Source organism: Amycolatopsis jiangsuensis (assembly GCF_014204865.1).
GTDB classification, from domain to species: Bacteria; Actinomycetota; Actinomycetes; order Mycobacteriales; family Pseudonocardiaceae; genus Amycolatopsis; species Amycolatopsis jiangsuensis.
Genome location: NZ_JACHMG010000001.1, coordinates 5,227,777 through 5,251,420, shown reverse-complemented (window position 1 = coordinate 5,251,420; position 23,644 = coordinate 5,227,777). Strand labels below are relative to the sequence as shown.

Annotated in this window: 21 protein-coding genes; 18 read left to right on the top strand and 3 right to left on the bottom strand. The window is 69.7% G+C overall.

What is annotated here, in order from left to right; all coding sequences use genetic code 11:
* Positions 1-98: 98 nt before the first annotated feature.
* Both BJY18_RS23670 and BJY18_RS23665 read left to right on the top strand, forming a co-directional pair.
* Complete coding sequence (locus BJY18_RS23670) at positions 99-2,516, top strand: transglycosylase domain-containing protein (protein WP_312873939.1); 2,418 nt, start codon at positions 99-101, stop codon at positions 2,514-2,516.
* A gap of 481 nt (positions 2,517-2,997) precedes the next feature.
* Positions 2,998-5,304: a transglycosylase domain-containing protein gene (locus BJY18_RS23665; protein ID WP_184784798.1), complete on the top strand. Its 2,307-nt coding sequence runs from the start codon at positions 2,998-3,000 to the stop codon at positions 5,302-5,304.
* An 83-nt stretch (positions 5,305-5,387) separates the two neighbouring features.
* Here the strand turns inward: BJY18_RS23665 and BJY18_RS23660 are convergent, their stop codons facing one another.
* A complete protein-coding gene (locus BJY18_RS23660; protein WP_184782035.1) occupies positions 5,388-6,443 on the bottom strand; it encodes a Gfo/Idh/MocA family oxidoreductase in 1,056 nt (351 codons plus the stop codon).
* Between the two features lie 56 nt (positions 6,444-6,499).
* Here BJY18_RS23660 and BJY18_RS23655 point away from each other — a divergent pair, with 56 nt between their 5' ends.
* On the top strand, positions 6,500-7,567 hold the full coding sequence (locus tag BJY18_RS23655; protein ID WP_184782034.1) for an ROK family transcriptional regulator: 1,068 nt from the start codon (positions 6,500-6,502) through the stop codon (positions 7,565-7,567).
* A 36-nt stretch (positions 7,568-7,603) separates the two neighbouring features.
* Positions 7,604-9,202, top strand: coding sequence for a glycosyltransferase family 87 protein (locus tag BJY18_RS23650; RefSeq protein ID WP_184782033.1), 1,599 nt, complete (start codon positions 7,604-7,606; stop codon positions 9,200-9,202).
* Positions 9,203-9,286: 84 nt separating this feature from the next.
* Here the strand turns inward: BJY18_RS23650 and BJY18_RS23645 are convergent, their stop codons facing one another.
* Positions 9,287-10,060, bottom strand: coding sequence for a deoxyribonuclease IV (locus tag BJY18_RS23645; protein ID WP_184782032.1), 774 nt, complete (start codon positions 10,058-10,060; stop codon positions 9,287-9,289).
* A gap of 109 nt (positions 10,061-10,169) precedes the next feature.
* On the opposite strand from BJY18_RS23645, the gene BJY18_RS23640 reads away from it, so the two are divergent.
* From BJY18_RS23640 to dnaB, 12 genes are all read left to right on the top strand, one after another.
* Positions 10,170-10,991 carry a hypothetical protein gene (locus tag BJY18_RS23640; RefSeq protein WP_184782031.1) on the top strand — a complete coding sequence of 274 codons (822 nt, stop codon included), beginning with the start codon at positions 10,170-10,172 and terminating at the stop codon, positions 10,989-10,991.
* A gap of 121 nt (positions 10,992-11,112) precedes the next feature.
* Positions 11,113-12,039 (top strand): hypothetical protein, encoded by a 927-nt coding sequence (locus tag BJY18_RS23635; protein ID WP_184782030.1) that lies wholly within the window; start codon positions 11,113-11,115, stop codon positions 12,037-12,039.
* A gap of 85 nt (positions 12,040-12,124) precedes the next feature.
* Complete coding sequence (locus tag BJY18_RS23630; RefSeq protein WP_312873937.1) at positions 12,125-13,018, top strand: hypothetical protein; 894 nt, start codon at positions 12,125-12,127, stop codon at positions 13,016-13,018.
* 112 nt (positions 13,019-13,130) lie between these two features.
* On the top strand, positions 13,131-13,454 hold the full coding sequence (rpsF, locus tag BJY18_RS23625; RefSeq protein WP_184782028.1) for a 30S ribosomal protein S6: 324 nt from the start codon (positions 13,131-13,133) through the stop codon (positions 13,452-13,454).
* An 18-nt stretch (positions 13,455-13,472) separates the two neighbouring features.
* Positions 13,473-14,006 (top strand): single-stranded DNA-binding protein, encoded by a 534-nt coding sequence (locus BJY18_RS23620; RefSeq protein ID WP_184782027.1) that lies wholly within the window; start codon positions 13,473-13,475, stop codon positions 14,004-14,006.
* Between the two features lie 32 nt (positions 14,007-14,038).
* A complete protein-coding gene (rpsR, locus tag BJY18_RS23615; protein WP_003098744.1) occupies positions 14,039-14,287 on the top strand; it encodes a 30S ribosomal protein S18 in 249 nt (82 codons plus the stop codon).
* Positions 14,288-14,301: 14 nt separating this feature from the next.
* Positions 14,302-14,763 carry a 50S ribosomal protein L9 gene (rplI, locus tag BJY18_RS23610; protein WP_184782026.1) on the top strand — a complete coding sequence of 154 codons (462 nt, stop codon included), beginning with the start codon at positions 14,302-14,304 and terminating at the stop codon, positions 14,761-14,763.
* Between the two features lie 298 nt (positions 14,764-15,061).
* Entirely contained in the window at positions 15,062-15,469 is a 408-nt protein-coding gene (locus tag BJY18_RS23605; protein ID WP_246458960.1) for a hypothetical protein, read from the top strand.
* Positions 15,470-15,476: 7 nt separating this feature from the next.
* Positions 15,477-16,079, top strand: coding sequence for a DUF3558 domain-containing protein (locus BJY18_RS23600; protein ID WP_184782025.1), 603 nt, complete (start codon positions 15,477-15,479; stop codon positions 16,077-16,079).
* Between the two features lie 42 nt (positions 16,080-16,121).
* Entirely contained in the window at positions 16,122-17,477 is a 1,356-nt protein-coding gene (locus BJY18_RS23595) for a hypothetical protein (protein WP_184782024.1), read from the top strand.
* A gap of 10 nt (positions 17,478-17,487) precedes the next feature.
* The gene (locus tag BJY18_RS23590) at positions 17,488-18,288 is read left to right on the top strand and encodes an ESX secretion-associated protein EspG (protein ID WP_184782023.1); all 801 of its coding nucleotides are present in this window, start codon (positions 17,488-17,490) and stop codon (positions 18,286-18,288) included.
* Between the two features lie 794 nt (positions 18,289-19,082).
* The gene (dnaB, locus tag BJY18_RS23585) at positions 19,083-20,486 is read left to right on the top strand and encodes a replicative DNA helicase (RefSeq protein ID WP_184784796.1); all 1,404 of its coding nucleotides are present in this window, start codon (positions 19,083-19,085) and stop codon (positions 20,484-20,486) included.
* A gap of 118 nt (positions 20,487-20,604) precedes the next feature.
* Here the strand turns inward: dnaB and BJY18_RS23580 are convergent, their stop codons facing one another.
* Complete coding sequence (locus BJY18_RS23580) at positions 20,605-21,645, bottom strand: MDR family NADP-dependent oxidoreductase (protein ID WP_221457933.1); 1,041 nt, start codon at positions 21,643-21,645, stop codon at positions 20,605-20,607.
* 111 nt (positions 21,646-21,756) lie between these two features.
* Between BJY18_RS23580 and BJY18_RS23575 the strand changes: the two genes are divergently transcribed.
* Positions 21,757-22,647 carry a LysR family transcriptional regulator gene (locus tag BJY18_RS23575; protein ID WP_184782022.1) on the top strand — a complete coding sequence of 297 codons (891 nt, stop codon included), beginning with the start codon at positions 21,757-21,759 and terminating at the stop codon, positions 22,645-22,647.
* A gap of 215 nt (positions 22,648-22,862) precedes the next feature.
* Complete coding sequence (locus tag BJY18_RS23570; protein ID WP_184782021.1) at positions 22,863-23,642, top strand: dioxygenase family protein; 780 nt, start codon at positions 22,863-22,865, stop codon at positions 23,640-23,642.
* Positions 23,643-23,644: the final 2 nt, after the last annotated feature.

The window sequence follows — 23,644 nt, the reverse complement described above, 5'->3', positions numbered from 1 at the left end:
GGCCCGGTCCGAACGCCAGCCCGCCCCAGGGTTTCCGGCAGCCCCCGCCGCCGGGCACCCAGTCCGGCCCGGTCCGCCGCCCGCCGCAGAACCGTCCGGTGCCCCCGCCGCCCCCGGCGTACCCGGACCGCGAGCCGGAGCTGATCACCCACCACGAGCACAACGGCACCGCCTTCGGTTACGACCCGTACGACGACCGCTACGACGACTACGACGAGGACGCCCGTTTCGCGCAGTACTCGGACGACGCGGACTTCGACGATGACGATCCCGAAGGCGAGGAGAGCGGCAAAAAGGGCAAGGCCGCCCTCACGCCCACGCAGCGCAAGAAGCGCCGCTGGAAGATCGTCCGGCGGGTGCTCTACGCGCTCGTCGGCCTGTTCGTGGTGGTCCCGGCGATCGCGTTCGTGATCACGTACTTCACCGTCTCGGTGCCCACCCCGCAGGACATCAAGGCCCTGCAGAGCCAGCCGATCAACTTCTACTACGCGAACAACCAGCCGATGGGCCGCTCGGTGCCCGCGGACGGCGATCGCGAGCTGCTGCAACCGAACCAGGTGCCTGAGGTCGTCAAACACGCGGTCTACTCGGCCGAGGACGCGAGCTTCGAGACCAACTCCGGGTTCGACGTGATGGCGATCCTGCGCTCGGCCTACAACCAGGTCACCGGCGGCACCGGTGGTGGTTCGACGATCTCCCAGCAGTACATCAAGCAGGCCACCAAGAACGACGACCCCACGCTGACCCGTAAGTGGACCGAGCTGGTGAAGTCGTTCAAGCTGAACAACGAGACGTCCAAGTCGGACATCATCACCGGGTACCTGAACATCGTCTACTTCGGACGCGGCGCGAACGGCGTGGCGGCCGCGGCCAAGGCCTACTACGGCAAGGACGTCGCCCAGCTCAACCCGTCCGAGGCGGCGTTGCTGGCCGGCATGATCCAGGGCCCCGGCCGGTCCGAGGACCAGGCGTACGGGAAGCGGCGCTGGACCTACGTGATGGACCAGATGGTGGCCAACCACTGGCTCTCGCCCGCCGACCGGGCCGCCGCGCAGTTCCCGAAGCTGATCCCGAAGGGTTCCCAGAACAAGAAGGAAGACGGGAACATCGACTACTTCATCCAGCAACGCATCCTCGACGAGCTGGAGGCGAAGGGGTACGACGAGGACAAGCTGTACAACACCGGCGCGAAGATCTACACCACGATCGATCCGGCGGCGCAGAAGCAAGCGGTCGAATCCGTGCAGGACAACATGAAGGACCAGACCGACGAGAACATCCGCGGAGCGCTGGTGGCGGTCGATCCGAGAACCGGCGGGGTCCTCGCCTACTACGGGGGCCCCAACACGGTGAAGGACTCCGACGGCAACGACCAGCTGGCCAGGGACTGGGCGAACACGCCGCAGAACCCGGGTTCGTCGATGAAGGCCTACGACCTCACCGCGTTCCTCAAACTGGGCAAGGGTCTCGGGGAAACCTACGACGGCAGCAACAACCGGATGCTCGGTGGCCGCGTGGTCCGCAACGCCGGGGACAGTTCCAACTGCAGCAAGCAGTGCACCGTCAAGACGGCCATGGAGCGGTCGGTGAACACCGTGTTCTACGACATGGTGCTGAACGACGTGAAGCCTTCGCGCGTGGCGGAAGCGGCCAAGGAAGCGGGGGTGCAGCCCGCCCCGCAGGGCAAGGGAAAGCTGGGTACCGCGGACGCGAACATCTCGCTCGGTGGTGGTGCCACGGCGGTCACCCCGGAGGACATGGCGGCGGGGTACTCGTCGTTCGCCTCCGGCGGGATCCGCCGGGACCAGCACTTCGTGTCGAAGCTGACGAACTCCCAGGACGAGACGATCTTCGACCTGACCACCAACCAGGGCAAACCGGCGTTCGACGCGAACTCGGACAAGAGCAAGCAGATCGCGGGCAACGTCACCGAGGCGCTCATCCCGGTGATCTCGCACTCGAAGCTGAAGTGCCCGAGCGGGCACCAGTGCGCCGGCAAGACCGGGACCCAGCAGTACTCCCCGCAGGACGGCGATCCGAAGTCCTACGACGACCGCAACGCGCAGACCTGGATGGTGGGCTACACCCCGTCCGTCTCGGTCGCCGCGTGGATCGGCGGCGACGGCAACAAACCGTTGCACGACGAGGACAACCAGCCGATCTACGGGGCCACGATCGCCGGCCCGACGTGGCAGGACTTCATGGACTCCTACCTCGAGGACAAGCCGTCGGAGAAGTTCGACAAGGTGGAGCCGATCGGCAAGGAGGCGTTCGACGCCCCCTCCACGACCAAGCGCCCCACCACGACGAAGGAGGAGGCTCCGACCTCCACCACGACCACGCCGACCACCCCGACGACCACCACCCCGACGACGCCGACCACGTCCTCGAGTGAGACGACCAGCCGTTCGCGGCCGCCGATCTTCGGTGGCGATCCGGGCGACGGCTTCGGCGACGGTGGCGGCGCGGCCGGTGGAGTGAACGGAGAACCACCGAGACGGACAGGCACAGGCTGAACCGGCGAAGGTCTTTCCCGGAGGCAGGTTCTGGCGGTCCCCGCAACACCCTGGATTCCAGGGAGTTGCGGGGATCGTGGTTTCCGGAGGGCCTGCGCCCGTGTCCGGAGGCGATCCTGTCCGGTGGAGTGAACCTCGGCAGGGGGTTCCGCGTCCTCTCCGGGAGAGGGTTCTGCGCCCGCAGCACGCCCGTGCCCGAGAAGAGGATCCGTACGTGAACGACGACCGCAACCGCTCCTGGCCCGACCGGGATCCCGACCCGCGGCGTCGACCACCTCCCGCTTCGGGTCCGCCGCCGTGGGCCCGCGGGCCGCAGCGTCCGGGCACCCCGCCACCCGGCGCGCCTCGGCCGGGTTCGCCACCACCCGGCGCGGTCCGGCCGGGTACGCCGCCGGGTTCGCCGCCGCCGGGTTTCCGGCAGCCGCCGCCCGGTGCGCGCCGTCCGGGCCCGCCGCCCGGACCCCAGCGGGAACCCGAGCTGATGACGCACCGCTTCCACGACGGCCGTGCCGATCAGGCGTTTTCCGAGCCCGGTCCGCCGGTCAGGGACGAGGTCCTCCCGGCGGAACCCGCTCGGGACAAGAAGGGCCGCACTCCGGCCCAGCGGAAGAAGCGGCGGTGGAAGATCATCCGGCGCTGCGTGTACGCGTTCGTCGGCATCTTCGTGGTGATTCCGGCGATCGCGTTCGTGATCACCTACTTCAGCGTGGACGTGCCCTCGCCGCAGAGCGTGGCCCACGGGCAGAACCAGGCCGTCACCTACCTCTACGCCGACGGCAGCCAGATGGGCAAGGACGTGCCGCCCGGCGGGAACCGGCAGATCCTCACCGCGGGCCAGATCCCGGACGTGGTCAAGCACGCGGTGATCGCCACCGAGGACTCGACGTTCGAGACCAACTCCGGCTTCGACGTCAGCGGCCTGCTGCGCGCGGCGTTCAACCAGATCACCACCGGTACCGGCGGCGGATCCACGATCTCCCAGCAGTACATCAAGAAAGCCACCGACAACGACGCACCCACGCTCACCCGCAAATGGACCGAGCTGGCCAAGTCGTTCAAGATGAACCAGACCTACGAAAAACAGGACATCATCACCGCGTACCTGAACATCATCTACTTCGGTCGCGGGGCGTACGGCATCGGCGCGGCGTCGCAGGCCTTCTTCCACCAGGACGTCGGGCAGCTGGACTATTCGCAGGCCGCGTTGCTGGCCGGGCTGATCCAGCAGCCGGGCCGGTCGGAGAACCGGAAGGTGGCCGAAGGCCGCTGGAACACCGCGCTGGACCGGATGCTGGAAAACCACTACATCACCGCGCAGGAGCGGCAGTCCGCGCAGTTCCCGACCCCGATCCCGCTTTCGGAGTCCAAGGACGATTCGAGCGCGCCCTACCGTTTCGTCGCCGACGAGGTGAAGGCGGAACTGGAACACCACGGCATTCCGGAGGACAAGTACTACTCCGGCGGATTCACCGTGCAGACCACCATCGACAAGAAAGCGCAGGACATCGCCACCCGGGCGGCCACCGACGCGCTGAAGAACCAGTCGGACGACCGGCTGCTCGACGCGCTGGTCGCGGTCGACCCCAGGACCGGCGGCGTGCTCGCCTACTACGGCGGTCCGGGAATCGTCGAGGTCGACGGGCAGAAGCAGGCCGCGCGGGACTGGGCGAACACCCCGCAGAACCCGGGGTCGTCGATGAAACCGTTCGACCTCACCGCGTTCCTCAAAATGGGCAAGGGCATCAACGAGACCTTCGACGGCAGCAACAACCGGGTGTTCGACGGACGCGTGGTGCGCAACGCCGGGGACAGCGACAGCTGCTCGAAGCAGTGCACGGTCGCCGAGGCCATGAAGATCTCGGCGAACACGGTGTTCTACGACATGGTCCTCAACCAGACCAAGCAGGGTCCGGTCAAGCAGGCGGCCGAGGAGGCCGGCGTGCGCACCGAGGACGACGGAGGCCAGTCGGAGATCTCCATCAAGGACAACAACATCTCCCTCGGCGGTGGCGACACCCGGATCACGCCCGCGGACATGGCCTCGGCCTACGCCACGTTCGCCGCGAACGGCGTCCGCCGCGACCGGCATTTCGTGGTCAAGGTGACGAACTCGCAGGACGAGGTCGCCTACCAGGCCGCCGATGGATCCGGCACCCCGGCGTTCGCCGAATCCGACGCGGACCTGAGCAAGCAGATCGCGGGCAACGTCACCACCGCGTTGAAGCCGGTGATCGGGTTCTCGAAACTGCAGTGCCCGTCCGGCCACGAATGTGCCGGCAAGACCGGTACCCAGCAGCACACGAAGCGCTCGGGTGAACCGTCGTCGGCGGCGAACGCGAACGCCCAGACCTGGATGGTCGGCTACACGCCGTCGGTGTCGGTGGCCGCGTGGGTCGGCGCGGACGGCGACCAGGCCCTGCACGGCAAGGGGAAGTCACCGATCTTCGGCTCCACGATCGCCGGCCCGCTGTGGCAGAAGTTCATGAAGAGCTACCTCGCAGGCAAGCCGGGGGAGAAGTTCGACGACGTGCCGCTGATCGGTGCCGCGTCCCCGCCGCCCTCCTCGAGCGAGGCGGACCTTCCGGTCGACGGCGACCAGCCGCCCGGCTCGGACGATCCGGACGAGGACCAGCCAGGCGACGGCGGCCCGCTCCACCCCGAGGATCCCGGGGACACCGGCGAGCCGGGCCACTCCGGCAACCCGCCGGGGCACTCGCATTCGCCGAAACCGTCGGACGACACCCCGACCGGGGAGCCGGACCCCTCGGAAGGACCCGGGGTGGAGTGATCGGCGCCGGCCGGGCAGAGGCCGTGGTCACGACACGAGGGGGGAGGGCGCCGCGACCACGGCCGATTCGGGAGTACCCCGCTTCAGCCGAGGGGAATCACCCGGCCTTCGGTGCCGGAGCGATGTGCGGCCTCGATCACCCGCAGTGCGGCGACCGCGCCGGCCGGATCGACCGGGAACCCCGCGTCGCCACGCAACGCGTCGACGACGCCGGAGTAGAAGGTTTCGTAGCGGCCGACCTCGGTGGGCACCGTTTCGGTCCGGTCGTTCACCCCGAGGCGGCCGGCGTCCGCGGCGGGTTCCACACCCCAGCCGGGCTCGCCAGGGCGCAGCCCCTCCTTGATCTGCGGTTCCTGCACGTCGAGGCCGTACTTGGTGAACGTCGCGCGGTCGCCGAGCACGCGGAAGCGCGGATTGCGGGTGCCGGCGAGCGCGGAACACCACAGGTGCGAGCGGACGCCGCCGGCGTGCCGCAGTGCGATGAACACGTCGTCGTCCACGGCGACACCGGGGCGACGGCGGTCGACCTCGGCGTAGACCTGGGTGACCGGGCCGAACAACTGCAGCGCCTGGTCCACGATGTGCGCGCCGAGGTCGTACAGCAGGCCGCCGGCCTCGGCGGGGTCGCCGAACTCGCGCCAGTTGTCCTTCACCTTCGGCACCCAGCGGTCGTACCGGGACTCGAAGCGGAACACCTCGCCGAGCCGGCCGGATTCGAGCACCTTGCGCACGGTCAGGAAGTCGGAGTCCCAGCGGCGGTTCTGGAACACGGTGAGGCCGACGCCCTTGTCCCGCGCGGCGGCGACCACGCGCTGCGCCTCGGCCGCGGTCGGCGCGAACGGCTTGTCCACGACCACCGGCAGACCCTGTTCGATCGCCCGCAGCGCGAGCGGCACGTGCGTGCGGTTCGGCGTGCTCACCACGACCAGGTCGAGGTCGTCGGCCCGGGCGAACAGTGCCTCGGGGTCCGGGACCACCTCCGCGCCGGGGTGCTCGGCCCTGGCCTGCTCCGCACGCTCCGCGTTGCCGGTGACGATCACCGCCGGGACCAGGCCCGGGGTCGCGGCGACCAGCGGCGCGTGGAAGACCCGCCCGCCAGTGCCGTATCCGAGGATGCCGACCCGTGCGTCTTCAGCCATGACCGTATTAAACAACAGTGTTGCGTAATTGGCCATCTCTCCGGAAGGATCACCGGATGACCGAGACCGGTGCCAACCTGCGCAGGCTGCGGCGGCACAACCGGGCACTGCTGCTCGGCTACATCCTGCGCGAGGGCGGGCTCAGCCGGGTGGAGCTGGCGCAGCGGTCCGGTCTCACCCAGCAGGCCGTGTCGAAGATCGTCGCGGATCTGCTGCCGGAGCGCCTGCTGGACGTCGAACGCCAGGCCGCGGCCGGCGTCGGCAAGCCCCGGACCCTGCTGCGGCTGCGTCCGGAGGCCCGGTGCGCACTCGGCGCCCAGCTCGACCGCGACGGTTTCCTCGTGCTGCGCACCGGGCTGACCGGCGAGGTGGAAGAGGTCGTCGAGGGTTCGCTGCCGCTCGGTTTCGATCCGGAACAGGCGGTGGCCGCGCTGGCCGACGGGGTGCGCACGCTGCTCGCCGGCGTCGATCCGGAGCGGGTGCTCGGTCTCGGCGTCGGCACGGTGGGCCCACTCGACCACCACGCGGGCCGGCTCCGCGACGCCACCAACATGCCCGGATGGCACGACGTCCCGCTGCGCGATCTGCTCGCCGCACGCACCGGTCTGCCGGTCATCCTGGACAAGAACACGAACGCGGCGGCGTTCGCGCACACCTGGCCGGAGGAGACCCCGGCGGCGACCGCGGTGGTGCTCGTGGGCACCGGGATCGGCGTCGGGCTGCTGATCGACGGGCGGGTCTACCGCGGACCACGCACGAACGCCGGCGAGTTCGGCCACACGACGATCGCGTACGCCGGTCCGCGCTGCGCGTGCGGCAGGCGAGGGTGCGTCGAGGTGCTGCACCAGACCGCGGCCACCCCCCAGGACGCTGCCCGGCTGCTCGGGATCGGGCTCGCCGACCTGGTACAGGTGCTCGACCTGGAGCGGATCGTCCTGTTCGGACGGACCATCCGCGCGGCCGGCGAGGTGTACCGCGAGACGGTCTCGGCACAGCTGCACGAACTGCTGCCGGTGCCGCACTGGCAGCGGATCGACGTGGAGGTGAGCGATCTCGACGAGGAGGCGGTCGCCCTCGGCGCCGCGTTCGAGGTGCTCGCCGGGTTCTACGCCGATCCGAAATGACGGGCACCGCACGCGCGGACAGATAGCATCCGCGACGTGCCCGACGAGTCCACCCCCGCAGCCGTCGATCCGGACGCGGCGCCCCGCACGCTGACCCCGGCGGAACGGATCGCGCCCAGCCGGCACGATCCGCTGGTGGCCGCGGCGAGCAGACCCGCGGGCGGGCCGCTGGGCGAGCACGCCGCGGTCGGCAGGCACTGGTTCTGGTCACCACAGCGCGTTGGCCTCGCGCTCGCCGTGTTCGCGCTGGTGCTGTGCTGGTTCGGCAAGGCCTCGTGCATCCAGCAGTACACCGACTCCAGCGGCGCGAACCAGCTCGACTGGCGATCCGGGCGCCCGTTCGTCGCGATGTGCTACTCGGACATCGTCCCGCTCTACAGCTCGGAGAAGCTGGACGATCCGCACACCTTCCCCTACGTCTCGTCGTGGCAGGAGGATTCACCGACCGCGCAGGACCAGACCCGGTACATGGAGTACCCGGTGGTCACCGGCCTGTTCCAGTGGGTCGACGCGAAACTCGCCGCGGCCTGGCTGTCGGTCGCCGATTCCGGCTGGCTGCCCGCCGCGCTACCGGTGGCGGTGTACTTCAACATCACCGCGTTCTTCCTCGCGCTGGCCTGGCTGGTCACCGTGTGGGCCACCGGGCGGACGACGAAACGCCGGCCGTGGGACGCGGTGCTCGTGGCGATTTCCCCGCTGGTGCTGGTGCACACGTTCACGAACTTCGACGCCATCGCCACCGCGTGCACGGCGGTGGGAATCCTCGCCTGGTCCCGCAGACGCCCGGAGATCGCCGGAGTGCTGCTCGGTCTCGGGGTGGCCGCGAAGCTGTACCCGTTGCTGCTGCTCGGGGTGCTGTTCCTGCTGTGCCTGCGGGCAGGGAAGCTGCGGACGTGGGGCCGGACGGCGCTGTTCACGGTGCTCACCTGGCTGGTGGTGAACGTCCCGTTCATCCTCGTCGCGACGCGCGGCTGGTGGGAGTTCTTCCGGCTCAACACCCTGCGTCCGATGGATCCGGATTCGCTCTACAACGTGATCGCCTCCACCACCGGCTGGGCGGGCTTCGACGGCATGCTCCACAAAGGACAGACGCCGGTGGTGCTGAACGTCGTGGTGGCCGTGCTGTTCCTGGCCTGCTGCGCGGGAATCGGCTACGTCACGCTGACCGCCCCGCGCCGTCCCCGGCTGGGACAGCTGGCGTTCCTGGCGGTGGCCGCGTTCCTGCTGACGAACAAGGTGTGGAGCCCGCAGTACTCGCTGTGGCTGGTTCCGCTGGCGGTGCTGGCCATCCCGCGCTGGCGCCCGCTGCTCGGCTGGATGGTGCTCGACGCGCTGGTGTGGGTGCCGCGGATGTTCTACTACCTCGGCATCGACCACAAAGGACTGCCCGAGGGCTGGTTCCTCGGCACGGTGGTGATCCGCGACCTCGCGGTGGCCGGCCTGTGCGTGCTGGTCCTGCGCGAGATCTACCGTCCCCGCACCGACCTCGTCCGGCTCTCCGGCGACGACGACCCCGCGGGCGGCGTACTGGACCGAGCCCGCGACCGGCTGCGGCTGCCCGGCTTCCGCGGCCACCGGACCACCACGACCGGCCCCGCACAGCAGAGCCCCGCCGAACCGGAGGGGCTCTGCTGACCCGCCTCCCGGCTACCGCGATGCCTCAGCGGCTGGGGCGCTTGCTGTGGCTGGGGTTCGCGGTGGCCGGGCCGGCGGAATCCCTCAACCGAGCTGTTTGCGCAGGTAGGCGATGTCGGCCGCCTGTCCGTCGCCGGGAGTTTCCACCACCACCGGCGCACCGGCCTGGCGCACGACCTCGGCGAGCAGCTCCGGGTCGATCGTGCCCGCGCCGTCGACCACGCTCGCGTGCCGGTCGCGGTTGGAGCCGGCCTCGTCGCGGGAGTTGTTGCAGTGCACCAAGTCGATCCGTCCGGTGATCGCCTTGACCTTCGCCACCGCGGTGGACAGGTCCCAGCCCGCCGCGTAGGCGTGGCAGGTGTCCAGGCAGAAGCCGGCGCCGAACTCGCCGACCTGGTCCCACAGCCGGGCGATCACGTCGAGTTCGCGGGTCATCGCGTGGTCGCCGCCGGCGGTGTTCTCGATCAGGACCGGCACCGCGAAACCGCCCTTGTCCGCCTCGCGCTCGAAGAGCTTGCGCCAGTTGGCCAGGCCGTCCTCGATCTCGGTGCCGGCGCCGACGTGCCCGCCGTGCACGATCAGGCCCTTCGCACCGACCGCCGCGGCTCCGGTGGCGTGCTGGGCCACGTTCTTACGGGATGGGATGCGGATCCGGTTGTTCAGCGACGCGACGTTGATCAGATACGGCGCGTGGATGAAGACCTCGACCGGCGATTGCTTGATCGACTCCCCGTGCGGATGCGGCTTCGGGGCCTTCCATCCCTGCGGGTCGGAGAGGAAGAACTGGACGACGTCGGCTTTCCGCTCGGCGACAGCCTCCAGCGGATCGTCGTCGCGGACGTGGGCGCCAATCTGCATGGGCACGACGCTACCCCCGGGTGAATCGGGCCCTTCGAGGCCAGTTGGTCACGCTCGTGCAGTACCGTGAGCGCGTTCCGTGATCCAGGTCGGGCCGTCGGAGGGGCACATGGGGAAGCACGCTGGCCGGAAGACGTCGCTGGGCGTCGCTGTGGCGGTACCGGTGCTGTCGGCCGCGTTCGCGTTCCCGGGCACGGCGGTGGCCGATCCGAGTCCCACGCTCGACGGCGACTGCGCGGCCACGCTGCAGAACGGCAAGGACGGCAAGGACGGCAAGGGCCTCACCCTCGACGCCGGCGCGCCGCTGAACGCTCCCGACCGGGTCACCGTCGGCCTCGACTCGAAGTCCGAGCAGGCGGACGGAAAGAACCCGCTGCTCACCGTGCCGGTGGGCGATCTGGCACGCGGGCTCGGCGTCGGCGAGGTCCCGGTGGTCGGCGACGCCGCGGCGGACGGGGTGTGCCCGGTCGCGAAAGACGTCGCGAACGGCGTGGGCAACACGACCCAGCAGCTGGTCGGCGGCGTGCAGGGCACCCCGCCGGGCGACGGCCCCGGTGAGGACCCCGGTCCCGGACCCGGGCCGGGCACGGAACCGACCCCGCCGGGCGGCTCCACCCCCGCTCCCGGCGGCACGCTGGACCCGGTGAAGACCGGCGGTCCGGACGACCTCACCTCGATTTCCGGCATCTTCACCGGTGCCGCCATGCTGCCCGCCTCCTTCGTGCAGGCGCCCGTGGTCACGCAGGTCATCCCCGGTCAGCTGCCGCAGAATCCGGTGCCGCCGACCGTCGACGAGAAGAAGTCCGGTTCCGCGCAGGCGCTGCCGGCGGCGACCCCGCCTGCCCGGCTCCCGCTGTTGCTCGCCGTGCTCGCGCTGGCGATCGTGGCCGCGGCGCTGGTGCGTGCCTGGCTCCGCCGCAAGCCCGCCTGATCACTGTGCGTATCACCCGTTCCACCCGATTGCCCGACATCGGACACGGAGCGGGCGTCACCCGGGTTCGTTACCGTCGTTGTCCTGGGAAGGGACTCGGACACGGCGAAGGGGCCGGCCCATGCAGGATCGGACACGGAAAGCGACCGCGCTGGGCGCCGCCGCTTTCGTCCTCGCCGGTTCGGCCGCGCTCGCCGCACCCGCCACGGCGTCCGCCGCCCCGGAGACCCTGACCGCGAAGTGCGGATCCACGATCACGGCCAAGCCGGGAGACCACGTCAAGGCGACCACCCCACTGCTCGGGCTGCCGCTGGACCTCGGTGTGGTCGGCAAGGTCTCCGGAGTACTGACCGGGACCATCAACGCGGTACTGGGCACGGTCTGTCACGTCACCGTGCACGTGGTGGACGCGGTCGTCGCGCCGGTGCCGGGAATCGGCGCCCCGGCCGCGAGTGCGGTCAACGGCGTCGTCGCCGGCACCACCGACACCGCTCAGCAGGGACTTTCCGCGGCGGGCAAGGCGCTCGGTGGCGAGCCGGTAGCGCAGAACCCCGGGCCGAACCCGCAGCAGCCACCGCCCGGCGGCGCCCCGCACCAGGGCGGCGCCCCGGCCGGGCAGAGCCCGATCCCGGGAGTGAACAGCCCCCTGCTGCCCGCGGGCGGAGGCGGCGGCGCCGGGCCGCTGTCGTCGCTGGTGCCGAACTTCGGCAGCCTGCCGTTCGGCTACTCGACCGGGTACGCACCCATGCGTGACTACAGCGGGATCCCCATGGCGATGGCCGGGCTGTTCACCCCGTCGCCCGCGCTGCGCTACGGCAGCCAGATCCCGGGGTACGCACCGCAGTACGGACTTCCGGGCACCGGCGGCAGCTCCGCCGGCGACCGGACCGTGCAGAACGCCGGGCAGGCCCAGGCGTTACCGACCACCGGCGCCGACCACACGAACGGGTTGGACTGGCCCGTTCTGGTCGCAGTGATCGCACTCTCCGGAGTCAGCGCCGGGCTGGTCCGCACCTGGGTGCTCCGCCGGATGGCCGCTGCGAATTAGGCCGACTCACCAGTATCTTCTTCGGTACCGTTTCGTTGTACCCCCTGCAATGGCTCACGCCCGCGGACCCCGGAGGACAAAGCTCGTGCGGAACACCCCCACCTGGCAGAGAACTCGTCGAGCACTCACTGTCACCGCACTGGCCGCCCTCGTCACCGGCGGCTCGTTCCTGGGCGCCGGCACCGCCTCCGCCGCGACCACGCTGGCCGGCCAGTGCACGGGCGCGGTCAGCGGCAACATGGGCGACTCGGTGGCGCTGCCGGGCTCCTCGGTGAAGGAGGTCGTCCGGCAGGCGGCGCGCGAGCAGGTGGGCCTGTTCAACTTCCTCTCCGTGTGGCCCGATGCGCTGGCGAACACGATCGCGGACAAGGGCAACCTCGCGGTCGGCGAGATTCCCGATTCCGCGGGCGGAAGCATCGGCGGCGACGCGATCGGCGCAGTGGTCGAGAAGAACCTCAAAGGCGCGAACGGTCTCGGCGTACTGCCCGACACCCGGAACAAGGTGCTGGCGGCCATCAGCGACAAGGTCAGCTCGGCGTGCGGGCTGACCACCGTGGCCGCGAACTACTCCGCGCCGTCGTCCAGTTCGCCCGCCACCGGCGGCAGCAGCACCCCGGACCAGGGCGGTCAGACCGCGCCGGACGGCAGCCCGCTCGGCAACTACCAGCCCGGCAGCACCGGCACCGCACCGCGCCGCGACTACGGCGGCATCCCGACCGCCACCCCGGGCACCGCGGTCGCCCCGGGTGCGCGCTACCCGAACGGCGGCGCGCTGCCCGGCTCCGGCGCCGTGCCGCAGACCTCGGCCGGGCAGGGCCCGCAGGGGCAGAACCCGGAGATCCGCAACGCGGGCAACGCGGAAGCACTGGCCACCCGCGGCGGCTCGGAGGTCCAGCTGCCGATGCTGCTCGCGGTGATCGTGCTCGCCGGGGTGAGCGCCGGCCTCGTGCGCACCTGGGTGCTGCGCCGGGTGTCCTGACCGCAGCGCCCCCCACCGCACCGCGGCGCCGATGCCGCCGGGTACGCTTACCTGGACAAACCCTCCTGCCACGGATCCGCCGTGGCCGCGAGCCCATAGGAGGTGAGTGGTTGTGTCACGCCATTACGAGGTAATGGTCATCCTGGACCCCACGCTCGACGAGCGCACGGTCGCCCCCACGCTGGAGAACTTCCTCAACGTGATCCGCACGTCGGGCGGAAGCGTCGAGAAGGTCGACGTCTGGGGCCGTCGGCGCCTCTCGTACGAGATCAAGAAGCACGCCGAGGGCATCTACGCGCTGCTGGACCTGAACTCGACGGCCGAGGCCGTCAAGGAGCTCGACCGGCAGCTGTCGCTGCAGGAGACCGTCCTGCGCACCAAGGTCATGCGCCGTGAGGTCAAGGCCGCGGCCAAGCCCGCGCCCGCCAAGGCCTGATCCGAAAGGACGCCATCCGTGGCTGGAGACACCGTCATCACCGTGGTCGGGAACCTGACTTCCGACCCGGAGCTGCGCTTCACCCCTTCCGGTGCGGCAGTCGCGAACTTCACCGTCGCGTCCACCCCGCGCACCCTCGACCGGCAGACCGGCGAGTGGAAGGACGGCGAGGCACTGTTCCTGCGCTGCAACATCTGGCGGCAGGCGGCCGAGAACGTCGCCGAATCGCTCACGCGGGGTGCCCGCGTGGTGGTGCAGGGTCGGCTGAAGCAGCGGTCGTTCGAGACCAAGGAAGGCGAGAAGCGCACCGTCGTCGAGCTCGAGGTCGACGAGATCGGCCCCTCGCTGCGTTACGCCACGGCGAAGGTCAACAAGGTCAGCCGCGGTGGCGGCGGCGGTGGTGACTTCGGCGGTGGCGGTGGCGGCGGCGGTTTCGGCGGTGGCGGCGGCAACCGCGGTGGCGGCGGCAGCGCGCCGGCCGACGACCCGTGGGGCTCCGCCCCGCCCGCGGGCGGTGGCGGCGGCGGCTTCTCCGACGAGCCCCCGTTCTGATCTCAATTTTCTAGAATTCCAGGAGTACTACTGTGGCCAAGCCACCCATTCGCAAGCCCAAGAAGAAGGTCTGCGTGTTCTGCAAGGCCGAGAAGAAGGGCCGTCCGGAACTGATCGACTACAAGGACACCAACCTGCTGCGGAAGTACATTTCCGACCGCGGCAAGATTCGTGCCCGTCGCGTCACCGGCAACTGCAGCCAGCACCAGCGCGACATCGCCATCGCGGTGAAGAACTCGCGCGAGATGGCGCTGCTGCCCTACACGTCCACCGCGCGCTGAGGGGAGCCCGAGTCATGGCGAAGATCATTCTCACCACCGACGTGGCGAACCTCGGCGGTCCCGGCGACATCGTCGAGGTCAAGGACGGCTACGCGCGCAACTACCTGCTGCCGCGTGGCTACGCCATCGTGGCCAGCAAGGGCGCGGAGAAGAACGTGCGCACCATCCAGCGCGCACAGGAGTCCCGCCGCATCCGCGACCTCGACCACGCCCGCGAGATCAAGGCGACGCTCGAGGGCCTCGGCCCGATCCAGCTGACCGGCAAGGCCGCGGCCGGCTCGAAGAAGCTCTTCGGCTCGATCACCGCCGGCGAGATCGTCGACGCGATCAAGGCACAGGGCGGCCCCCTGCTGGACAAGCGCATCCTGGACGTGCGCGACCACATCAAGACGACCGGCAAGCACTCGGTCAACGCCCGCCTCCACCCGGACGTGAAGGTGGACGTGCGCCTGGAGGTGAAGGCCGCCTCGGCCTGACCCTCCCCGGCGCACGCTCCGCGTGCAAGACCACCGAAAGCCGGTGCCTGCCCTTCACGGGGCGGGTACCGGCTTTCCGGCGTTCCGGCCGGCTGCGCTCTGGAACAGCATTCACCAGCAGCCCGCGACAGAGCCCTGACCTGCAGTGACACTCGCAACGAGAGTCGCGCGCAAGGGTGCCGTCCAGCAGTCCGCAAAGTGCCCGATTCCGAGCGGGAACCAACCGCCGTGCGTTACCATCCAAGCTGCTGATCTCGACGTTGAGGCGCGAGCCGTGGCTACTAGGGGGTCCACTGAGATGGCCGAACCACAACCTGCACCTGACCCGCTGAAGGACACCGTCGTACCCGAAGTCCCGCCGATCATGGTCGGTGGCTACGGGAGCTCCGGCGGCTACAAGTTCAGCGAGGACGAGGTCGACGCGGTCATCAAGCAGTGGGAGGACCTGCTCACCGACCTCACCAAGGACCGTGTGCACGCGCAGAACATCGCCGACGTGAAACCGCCCGCCGATGAAGTCGCCAGCCACACCTTCATCAACCAGGGTGCCAATCCGTCGGGGAAGAGCCTGCTGGACGAGCACAACAAGATGGTCAAGTACACCCAGAACTTCATCACTGCACTCACCGCGGCCAAGAACAAGATCACCGTCAACGAGCAGGAAAACCGCGACCGGCTGGCTCAGCAAGACAAGGGCGGGTTCTGAACACCACATGTCTCACCACATCGCGCGACTCGCCGTCGGAACACTCGCCGTTCTTGGTCTGCTCACCGCGTGCACCGGCAAGACCGAAGGAACGGGCGATACACCTGCTGCCACGAACTCCAGCAGCGCACCGAACACCAGTTCCGGCGCCCCGAAAGTACCGTCGCCGCTGCCGACCCAGAAGCTGATCGCCGATCCGTGCACCGCTCTCGGAGCCGACGAAGCAGCGGATCTCGGCTTGAAGTCACCGGGGAGCCCGAGCGGTCAATCACCGCCCGGCTGCGACTGGCAGTCCACCCAGTTCGCCGGGAACGTGATCGGGATCACGCCAGTCACCCCGAACAAGAACGGGCTCGGCGACATCTACTCCAACAAGGCCGGCTACGCCTATTTCGAGCCGACCACGATCGGAAGCTACCCCGCGGTGTACGGATCCACGCTCGGCGACGATCGCTCAGAAGGTGTGTGCAACGCGGTGGTCGGCGTCACTGACCAGCTCGGAGTTTCGATCAGCACCTCGATTTCGACCGGAAAGAACCACGACGACCCGTGCGGTGCTGCGGGCAAGGTCGGCGAGGCCATGATCAACCATCTCAAGACAGCGCAGTGACTGCTGCGCGGCCCTAGCAGGCCTGGAAGGAAGAGTCTCATCATGGGGAATGGGGACGACACAGGCAGCGCCCTGAAGGACACCGCCAAAGGTGCGGCGATCGGGGCCACCTACGGTGCCATCGCCGGGCCCGAGGGCGCGGTCGTCGGCGCTGCGGTCGGCGGCCTGGTGGGTGCGGCAGTCCACATATTCAGCGGCGGTCCGACCGCCGAGAACGCGCAGGCCAACGTCGGCGGCGGGTCGATCACCGCGACCGAGATCTACAAGAAGATCAGCGCCGGCAACACCACCTCGCTTGAGCATGGCCAGTCCGAGTCCGACACGCTCGGCAGGACGCACAGCGATCGAGCCAACTCGATCGAAGCCCTGAACAACAAGATGGGCGAAGCCTGGCAGGGCAACAGCGCGTCCGCGGCGACCGGCGGTGCGGGCGCGCTGAAGATGTGGCACGACGACTCGGCCAACAACCTGGGCAAGAGCCGCAGCTTCATCACCAACCAGATGGACGCGTTCCACGACGTGCACGGCAAGGTCCAGCAACTTCCGGACGAGCCGCCGGAGATGGAGTGGTACGACCACCAGCCCTTCAGCGACAAAGACGACGAGATCAACAAGTACAACCAGGACAGCCAGACCAACGTCCAGGCCTACACCGCGTACTACGGTTCCAGTAACCAGAACGCGGGCGGGATGCCGCAGTACAACGTCTGGCAGGGCAACAACATCTCCGACGGTGGGAGCAACCCCAACGTCGGAGGCGTCGGGCCCGGTGGTGTGGGTAATGGCGGCGGCGGCTTCGGCGGGGGCGGCGCGGGTGGCTTCACCCCGCCCAAGACGAACATGCCGAAGGTCAACGCGAACACGCCGAAGTTCGACACTCCGAAGACGAACACGCCGAACTACACCCCGCCCAAGACTGACGTTCCCAGCTACACCCCGCCCAACGACAACACCTCGGCGTCGGGTTACGTGCCGCCTTCGGTGAATCCCGGCTCGTTCGGGCCTGGGGGTTCCGGCGGGTCCGGCGGGTTCGGGCCTGGTGGCGGCGGCGCCGGTGGGTTCGGTCCCGGTGGCGGCGGATCGGGTTCCGGCGCCGGCGGGTTCGGTGCGGCGGGCTTCGGGCCGGGCGGGTTCGGCACCGGGGGCATGGGCTCCGGCGCGGCCGCGGGTGAAGGCGCCGGTGGCGCCGGCAGCGGGATGCGTGGGGCCGGCATGGGCGGCGCGGGTGCGGCGGGCAAGGCCGGTTCGTCCGGGATGGGCGGCATGGGTGGTGCCCGTGGCGGCGGCAAGAAGGGCGAGGAGGACCAGGAGCACCAGACGAAGTACCTGGTGGAAGAGGACAACAACGAACTCTTCGGCTCCGACCAGCTGACCGTGCCGCCCGTGATCGGTGAATGAGGCCCGACAAGTGATCACTCTCGACCGGCCGGTGACGTTCACGGCCTACACCCTGTGCAACCTCATCCGGCGACGCGGTGCCGAACCGCACCAGGTCATCGGGGAGACCGCGGCGTTCTACGTGCCGGAGGACGAGCGCAAGCTCGACGAGTCGGTCAACGCGGGGCTGATGCAGGCCGGGCTGATGGGACCCCGGGGGATGGACCGCGATCTGCTCGCGCTGATCGAATCCATCTCCCACCCGCACCTCGAGTACTACGGCTGGTTCAACGGCCAGTTCGAAGACGGCAGCCCGGCCAACTTCTCGGCGCTGGTGGGCAGCGGCAACGGCGGCGGCTTCGGGCTCGTCCGCGTCAATGGCCAGCAGACCGTCGCGGTCACCCGGCAACGGCCGGAACGGCTGCTCGAAACGTTCCTCGACATCGTCCCGGCCGCACGGACCCCCTCCGGGCAGACACTCGTCACCAGCCGGGCCGAGTACGAGAGCGGACGGGTGGCGAACGCCGACGAACCGCGTGGCTCGATCATGCAGTCCGGGCCCAGCCGCAACCAGCAGCAGGCGTCCCCGCTGAAGGAGATCCAGCGGATCATGAAGGCGGAACGCACCGGTGCCGGGGCGCTGTACGTGGCGGCCCGGCCCGCCAACGGCACCCGCCGGCGGATTCCCAAGCCGGTCAACTTCGTCGACATCAGCGAAGGCCGATGGCTGATGGAGGAGCGGCCGGGCCGCGAATCCCTGATCGTCTACACCCCCGCATCCCGGCAGGCGATCTCGGAACGGCTCCGGGCAGCGCAGAGCGCACTGAGCTGACACCGGCGACCATCACTCCGGGTGGAGTTCCCGGCACGGCATCGCACCGATGACCGGCCGGTGAACTCCACCCGGATTTTTGTTCCGGCGAGGCTACCTGCACCTTTCCGCACTCACTCACGGAGCGCAGCCACCAGCGGCTCGCCGGACCGCCACATCCTTCGTTCAGCCCATCGTGGGCGAGCTCTACCGTCCGTAGCAACCATCCACAGGCGGCCGTGCACCACCGAGCCCGACACGCCGAAGAACGCGGTCCGCGCGACACGCCGAACGAATTCGAGCGAAGTTCTCCACAGTCTCTACACAGGGTTTGACCTGCGGTTTCTCGGGGGCCTGCGAGCACTGTCCCCACCTTGTCCACAGGCTGACCGACACCTGTGACTAGTTGGCCCCAGTCATCCACAGGCTGTCCACAGGACGGTCAACAGCCGGAATTGCGCTCGTCCTTCCGGGGGATCTAGCGTGCTGGCTCGGCCAGTACGCACGGTGGCCTCCGGCGTGGTGATTCGGCGCGGTACGAGCGCCGGTCCATCATCGGGAAGGACCCGGATCGGGACTGGGAAAGCCGGACGGATTCCGGCATACTCGAACAGGTGTTCGCATTGCCGGGTCCGGCGGATTCGCCGAGTCCCACGGGTCCGGCGAGACCAGCGGGTCCGCCGAGTCCCACGGGTCCGGCGGGTCCCACGGGTCCGTCCGGTGCCGGACGTGGTCCGGCGGGCCGGTGAAACGACGAGCACACGACGAGAAGGGGCCGGCCGGTTCTCCGGCCGGGCGAGGAGGTGTCCGCAGCGGTGGCGCTGACCGACGACCGCGGTCCGGTGTACGCGGAGTCCGATCCGGGGCCGAGCGACGCCGGTCCCGGGGGATTCGACCGGCAGCCGCCGCAGGACCTCGCGGCGGAGCAGTCGGTGCTGGGCGGCATGCTGCTGTCCAAGGACGCGATCGCGGACGTCATCGAGGCGCTCGGCCCCGGCGACTTCTACCGGCCCGCGCACCAGGCCGTGTACGACTGCGTCCTCGACCTCTACGGCCGGGGTGAACCGGCCGACCCGATCACGGTGTCCGCGGAGCTCGAGCGCCGCGGCGAGCTGGGCCGGGTGGGCGGTGCGCCGTACCTGCACACGCTCATCGCGACCGTGCCCACCGCGGCCAACGCGGGCTACTACGCCGAGATCGTGGCCGAGAAGGCCGTGCTGCGCCGGCTCGTGGAGGCGGGCACCCGGATCGTGCAGTACGGCTACGGCGCGGCCGCGGCCGACGGCGCGAACATCGACGAGGTCGTGGACCGCGCGCAGGCCGCGATCTACGACGTGACCGAGCGGCGCACCAGCGAGGACTACGTCGCACTGGAGGACCTGCTCCAGCCGACCATGGACGAGATCGACGCGATCGCCTCGCGCGGCGGGCAGTCCCAGGGCATCCCGACCGGGTTCGCCGACTTCGACGAGCTGACCAACGGCCTGCACCCCGGGCAGATGATCATCGTCGCGGCACGGCCCGGTGTCGGCAAGTCGACTCTCGGCCTGGACTTCGTCCGCTCCGCGTCGATCAAGCACGGCCTGACCAGCGTCATCTTCTCACTGGAGATGAGCCGCACCGAGATCGTGATGCGCATGCTCTCGGCCGAGGCCAAGATCCGGCTCGCCGACATGCGCGGCGGCAAGATGTCCGACGACGACTGGACCCGGCTGGCCCGCCGGATGAGTGAGGTGTCCGAGGCGCCGCTGTTCGTCGACGATTCGCCGAACATGACGATGATGGAGATCCGGGCCAAGGCCCGCAGGCTCAAACAGCGGCACGACCTCAAGCTCGTGGTCGTCGACTACCTGCAGCTGATGACGTCCGGCAAACGCGTCGAATCGCGGCAGCAGGAGGTCTCGGAGTTCTCCCGGCAGCTGAAGCTGCTGGCGAAGGAGATCGAGGTCCCGGTGATCGCGATCTCCCAGCTCAACCGTGGTCCGGAACAACGCACCGACAAGAAACCGATGCTGTCGGACCTGCGGGAGTCCGGTTCGCTGGAGCAGGACGCCGACATCGTCATCCTGATCAACCGGCCGGACGCCTGGGAACGCGACGACCCCCGCGCCGGCGAGGCCGACCTCATCCTGGCCAAGCACCGCGCCGGGCCGACCAGCACGATCGTGGTCGCCCACCAGCTGCACTACAGCCGGTTCGCCGACCTCGCCCACGAGTAGCCACAGTGGCCGCCCAGGGTCGGCTGGCAATCCGGCCCTGGGCGCCGTCGGGTACGTCGACTGCGAACCTGCGGCACGCGGCCACTTCAGCCCGGCGCGCTTCCGGGAAGCCGGGGCCTCACAGCTGCACGAGAACCGCTCCCACGTGCTGCCCTTCGACCAGTTCGCGCAGCGCCCTGGGGGCGTTCTCGATGCCGTCCAGCCGGGAGTGCGGAAAAGTCAGTGTGCCGTCGCGCAGTCCGGCGCCGAACTGGCGGTACCACTCGGGGATCAGGTCGAGGTGGTCCGTGTGCAGGACGGTTCCGCGCACGGTGATGCTCCGGGTCAACAGCGCAAAGGTGTCGATCGCCGTCGTCGGGGAGCCGGAGGCCGCGAGCTGGGCGCCCAGTGCCCCGACGATCGCGATGCGGGCGCCTTGGTTCGCGACGGCGATGGACGCCTGCAGCTGCTCGCCGCCGACGTTGTCGATCACCGCGTCGATGCCATCGGGAGCCGCGGCGCGCAGTTGCTCCTCGACTGAGCCCACGCCGCGCAGGATCACGGCGTCGTAGCCGAGTTGCTCGCGCAGGAAGTCGGCCTTGCGCTGCGAGCCGGCACTGCCGATGACGCGCACAGCTCCGCGGAGCCGTGCGGCCTGCCCGGCGAGGGAGCCCACACCGCCGGCGGCGCCGCTGACGAAAACCGTGTCCCCTGGCCGGACCTCGGCTCCGCGGGTGACGCCCATCCATGCGGTGGGGCCCTGGGACAGGTAGGCGGCCGGGTCCGGTAGCAGGTCGGGGTCGACGCGCTGCGCGTCGGCAGCGTCCAGCAGGGCGAACTCCCGCCAGCCGAGATCGTGATGTACGAGGTCACCGGGGGTGAAATCGGTACCGGGCGCGGAAACGACCTCGCCGATCGCGGGGCCGTACAGCGGCTCACCGAGCGCGAAGGGGCACATCGGCACGTCGATCGTCTCGTCCATGAGCGTCCGCATCACGGCGGCCACGCTCATCACCCGGGTGCGGACGAGCAGCCGGCCGGGCTCGGGAGCGGGGGTCGGGACCTCGGCGATCTCGAAGAGATCACCCGTGACCGGCGCCCCCGGCGCTGGACGGCCCGCCAGCCGGATCTCGCGATGGGTACGGGGGACGTGGCGGCGGTCGGACAGTGCGGTGGTCAAGGTCGGCTCCTGGATAAGTGGGCTCGTACGCCTTCCACGCTCCACGTCCCACCAGATCACGTCCAACGAATAATTTTGCTCGCAACCATCACCTAGGTAGATAGTGGGGAGATGGAACTGCGCCAGTTGGAGTGCTTCGTCGCGGTGGCCGAGGAGTCGAGCTTCACTCGCGCCGCCGCCCGGCTCCACGTCGTGCAGTCGGCTGTGTCGGCGACGATCGCGGCTCTGGAAGGGGAGCTGCACGCCAGACTGCTGGAGCGCACGTCAAGGCGGGTCAGCCTCTCGGACGCGGGCCGCGCGTTACTGCCGAAAGCCCGGGCAGCCCTCGACGCCGTGCGGGACGCGCGGGACGCCGTCGACGACGTCAACGGTGGCGTCCGCGGCACCCTGCGTGTCGGGACGCTGAGTTCTCTCGGGGTGATCGATCTGCCCGACCTGCTGGGTCGCTTCCACCGCGAGCATCCGGTCGTCTCGGTGCGCCTGGCCACCGCGGCATCGAGCGGTGGCTCACCCGGGCTCCTCAAGGCGCTCACCGAGAGCAGGCTCGACCTCGCGTTCGTCTCGGTTCCCGGCCCACCGCCACCGGGCGTGCGGTGGAGAGATCTCACCGCCACGCCGTTGGACCTCGTCGTCCCCGCGGGGCACCGGCTTGCTCGCGAGAGCCAGGTGGCGATCGGCGACCTGGCCGGTGAGACGTTCATCGACTTCCCCTCCGGTTACGGCAACCGCGCCGTGACAGACCGCGCTTTCGCCGCGGCCGGGCTGCACCGCCACGTCGCCATCGAGATCACCGCCATCGGGGCAGGCGCCGACTTCGTCCGCCACGGCCTCGGCGTCGCGCTGCTGCCCCGAGGCAGCACCGAGTCCGACGACGACCTCGTCTCGCTGCCCGTGACCGGCGCGGACCTCAACTGGCCGATTTCGCTGGCCACGCCGGGCGACCGCACCCCCAGCGCGGCAGCCCGAGCCTTCGAGCGCGTGGTCGACCAGCATCTGCTGTGACGCGGCTGCCACGTCCGGGAAAGCCGCGACGTCCGCGCCCACACCGGACCTGGTCGGGCAGGTTCGAATTCGACCTTCGTCAGTGGCGAGGCGGTGGAGGAGCTCTTCCGGTCCGGACAGGACGGGAGCAGTCCGCGCGCTGAGCAAGGAATACCGCCTCACCCGGAAACGTCACGTACTCTGGTAGTTGAAATTTCACTCACCTGGAGGCCGTGATGGCGATCCGTACTCCCGTCCTGTACCTCAGTCACGGTGCGCCGCCGCTCGCTGATGACGTGACGTGGACGCGGCAGCTGGCCGGATGGGCCGCCGGGCTGCCGAAACCGAAGGCGATCCTCGTCGTGTCCGCGCACTGGGAAGAGGCGCCGCTCACGCTGGGGGCGACCACGACGGTTCCGCTGGTCTACGACTTCTGGGGCTTCCCGGATCGCTATCACCAGGTGCGTTACGCCGCGCCCGGGGCACCGGAGCTGGCCACGCAGGTACGCGCACTGCTGCACTCCCCGGCAACGCCGGTGCGCGACGCCCCGGAACGTGGCCTGGACCACGGCGCGTACGTGCCGCTCGTGGAGATGTATCCCGCCGCAGACGTGCCCGTGCTGCAGATTTCGCTGCCCTCGCTCGATCCGCGGGTGCTTTACGACGTCGGCCGGAAGCTGGCGCCCTTGCGCGACGAAGGCGTGTTGATCATCGGCAGCGGCTTCTTCACCCACAACCTCAGCGCGCTGCGCCAGGTCGACGCCAGCGACGGCGCCCCGCCGCAGTGGTCGGCGGAATTCGACCAGTGGGGTGCCGAAACCCTCCGCTCCGGCGACCTCGACGCACTCCTCGACTTCCAGCACACAGCGCCGGCCGCGGCGGTCGCGCATCCGAAGATCGAGCACTTCGCGCCGCTTTTCGTCTCACTCGGCGCGAGCTCGGCCGAAGGGGCGGGCCGCACCGTGATCGACGGTTTCTGGTACGGCCTTGCCAAGCGTTCGCTCGAATTCTCCTGACC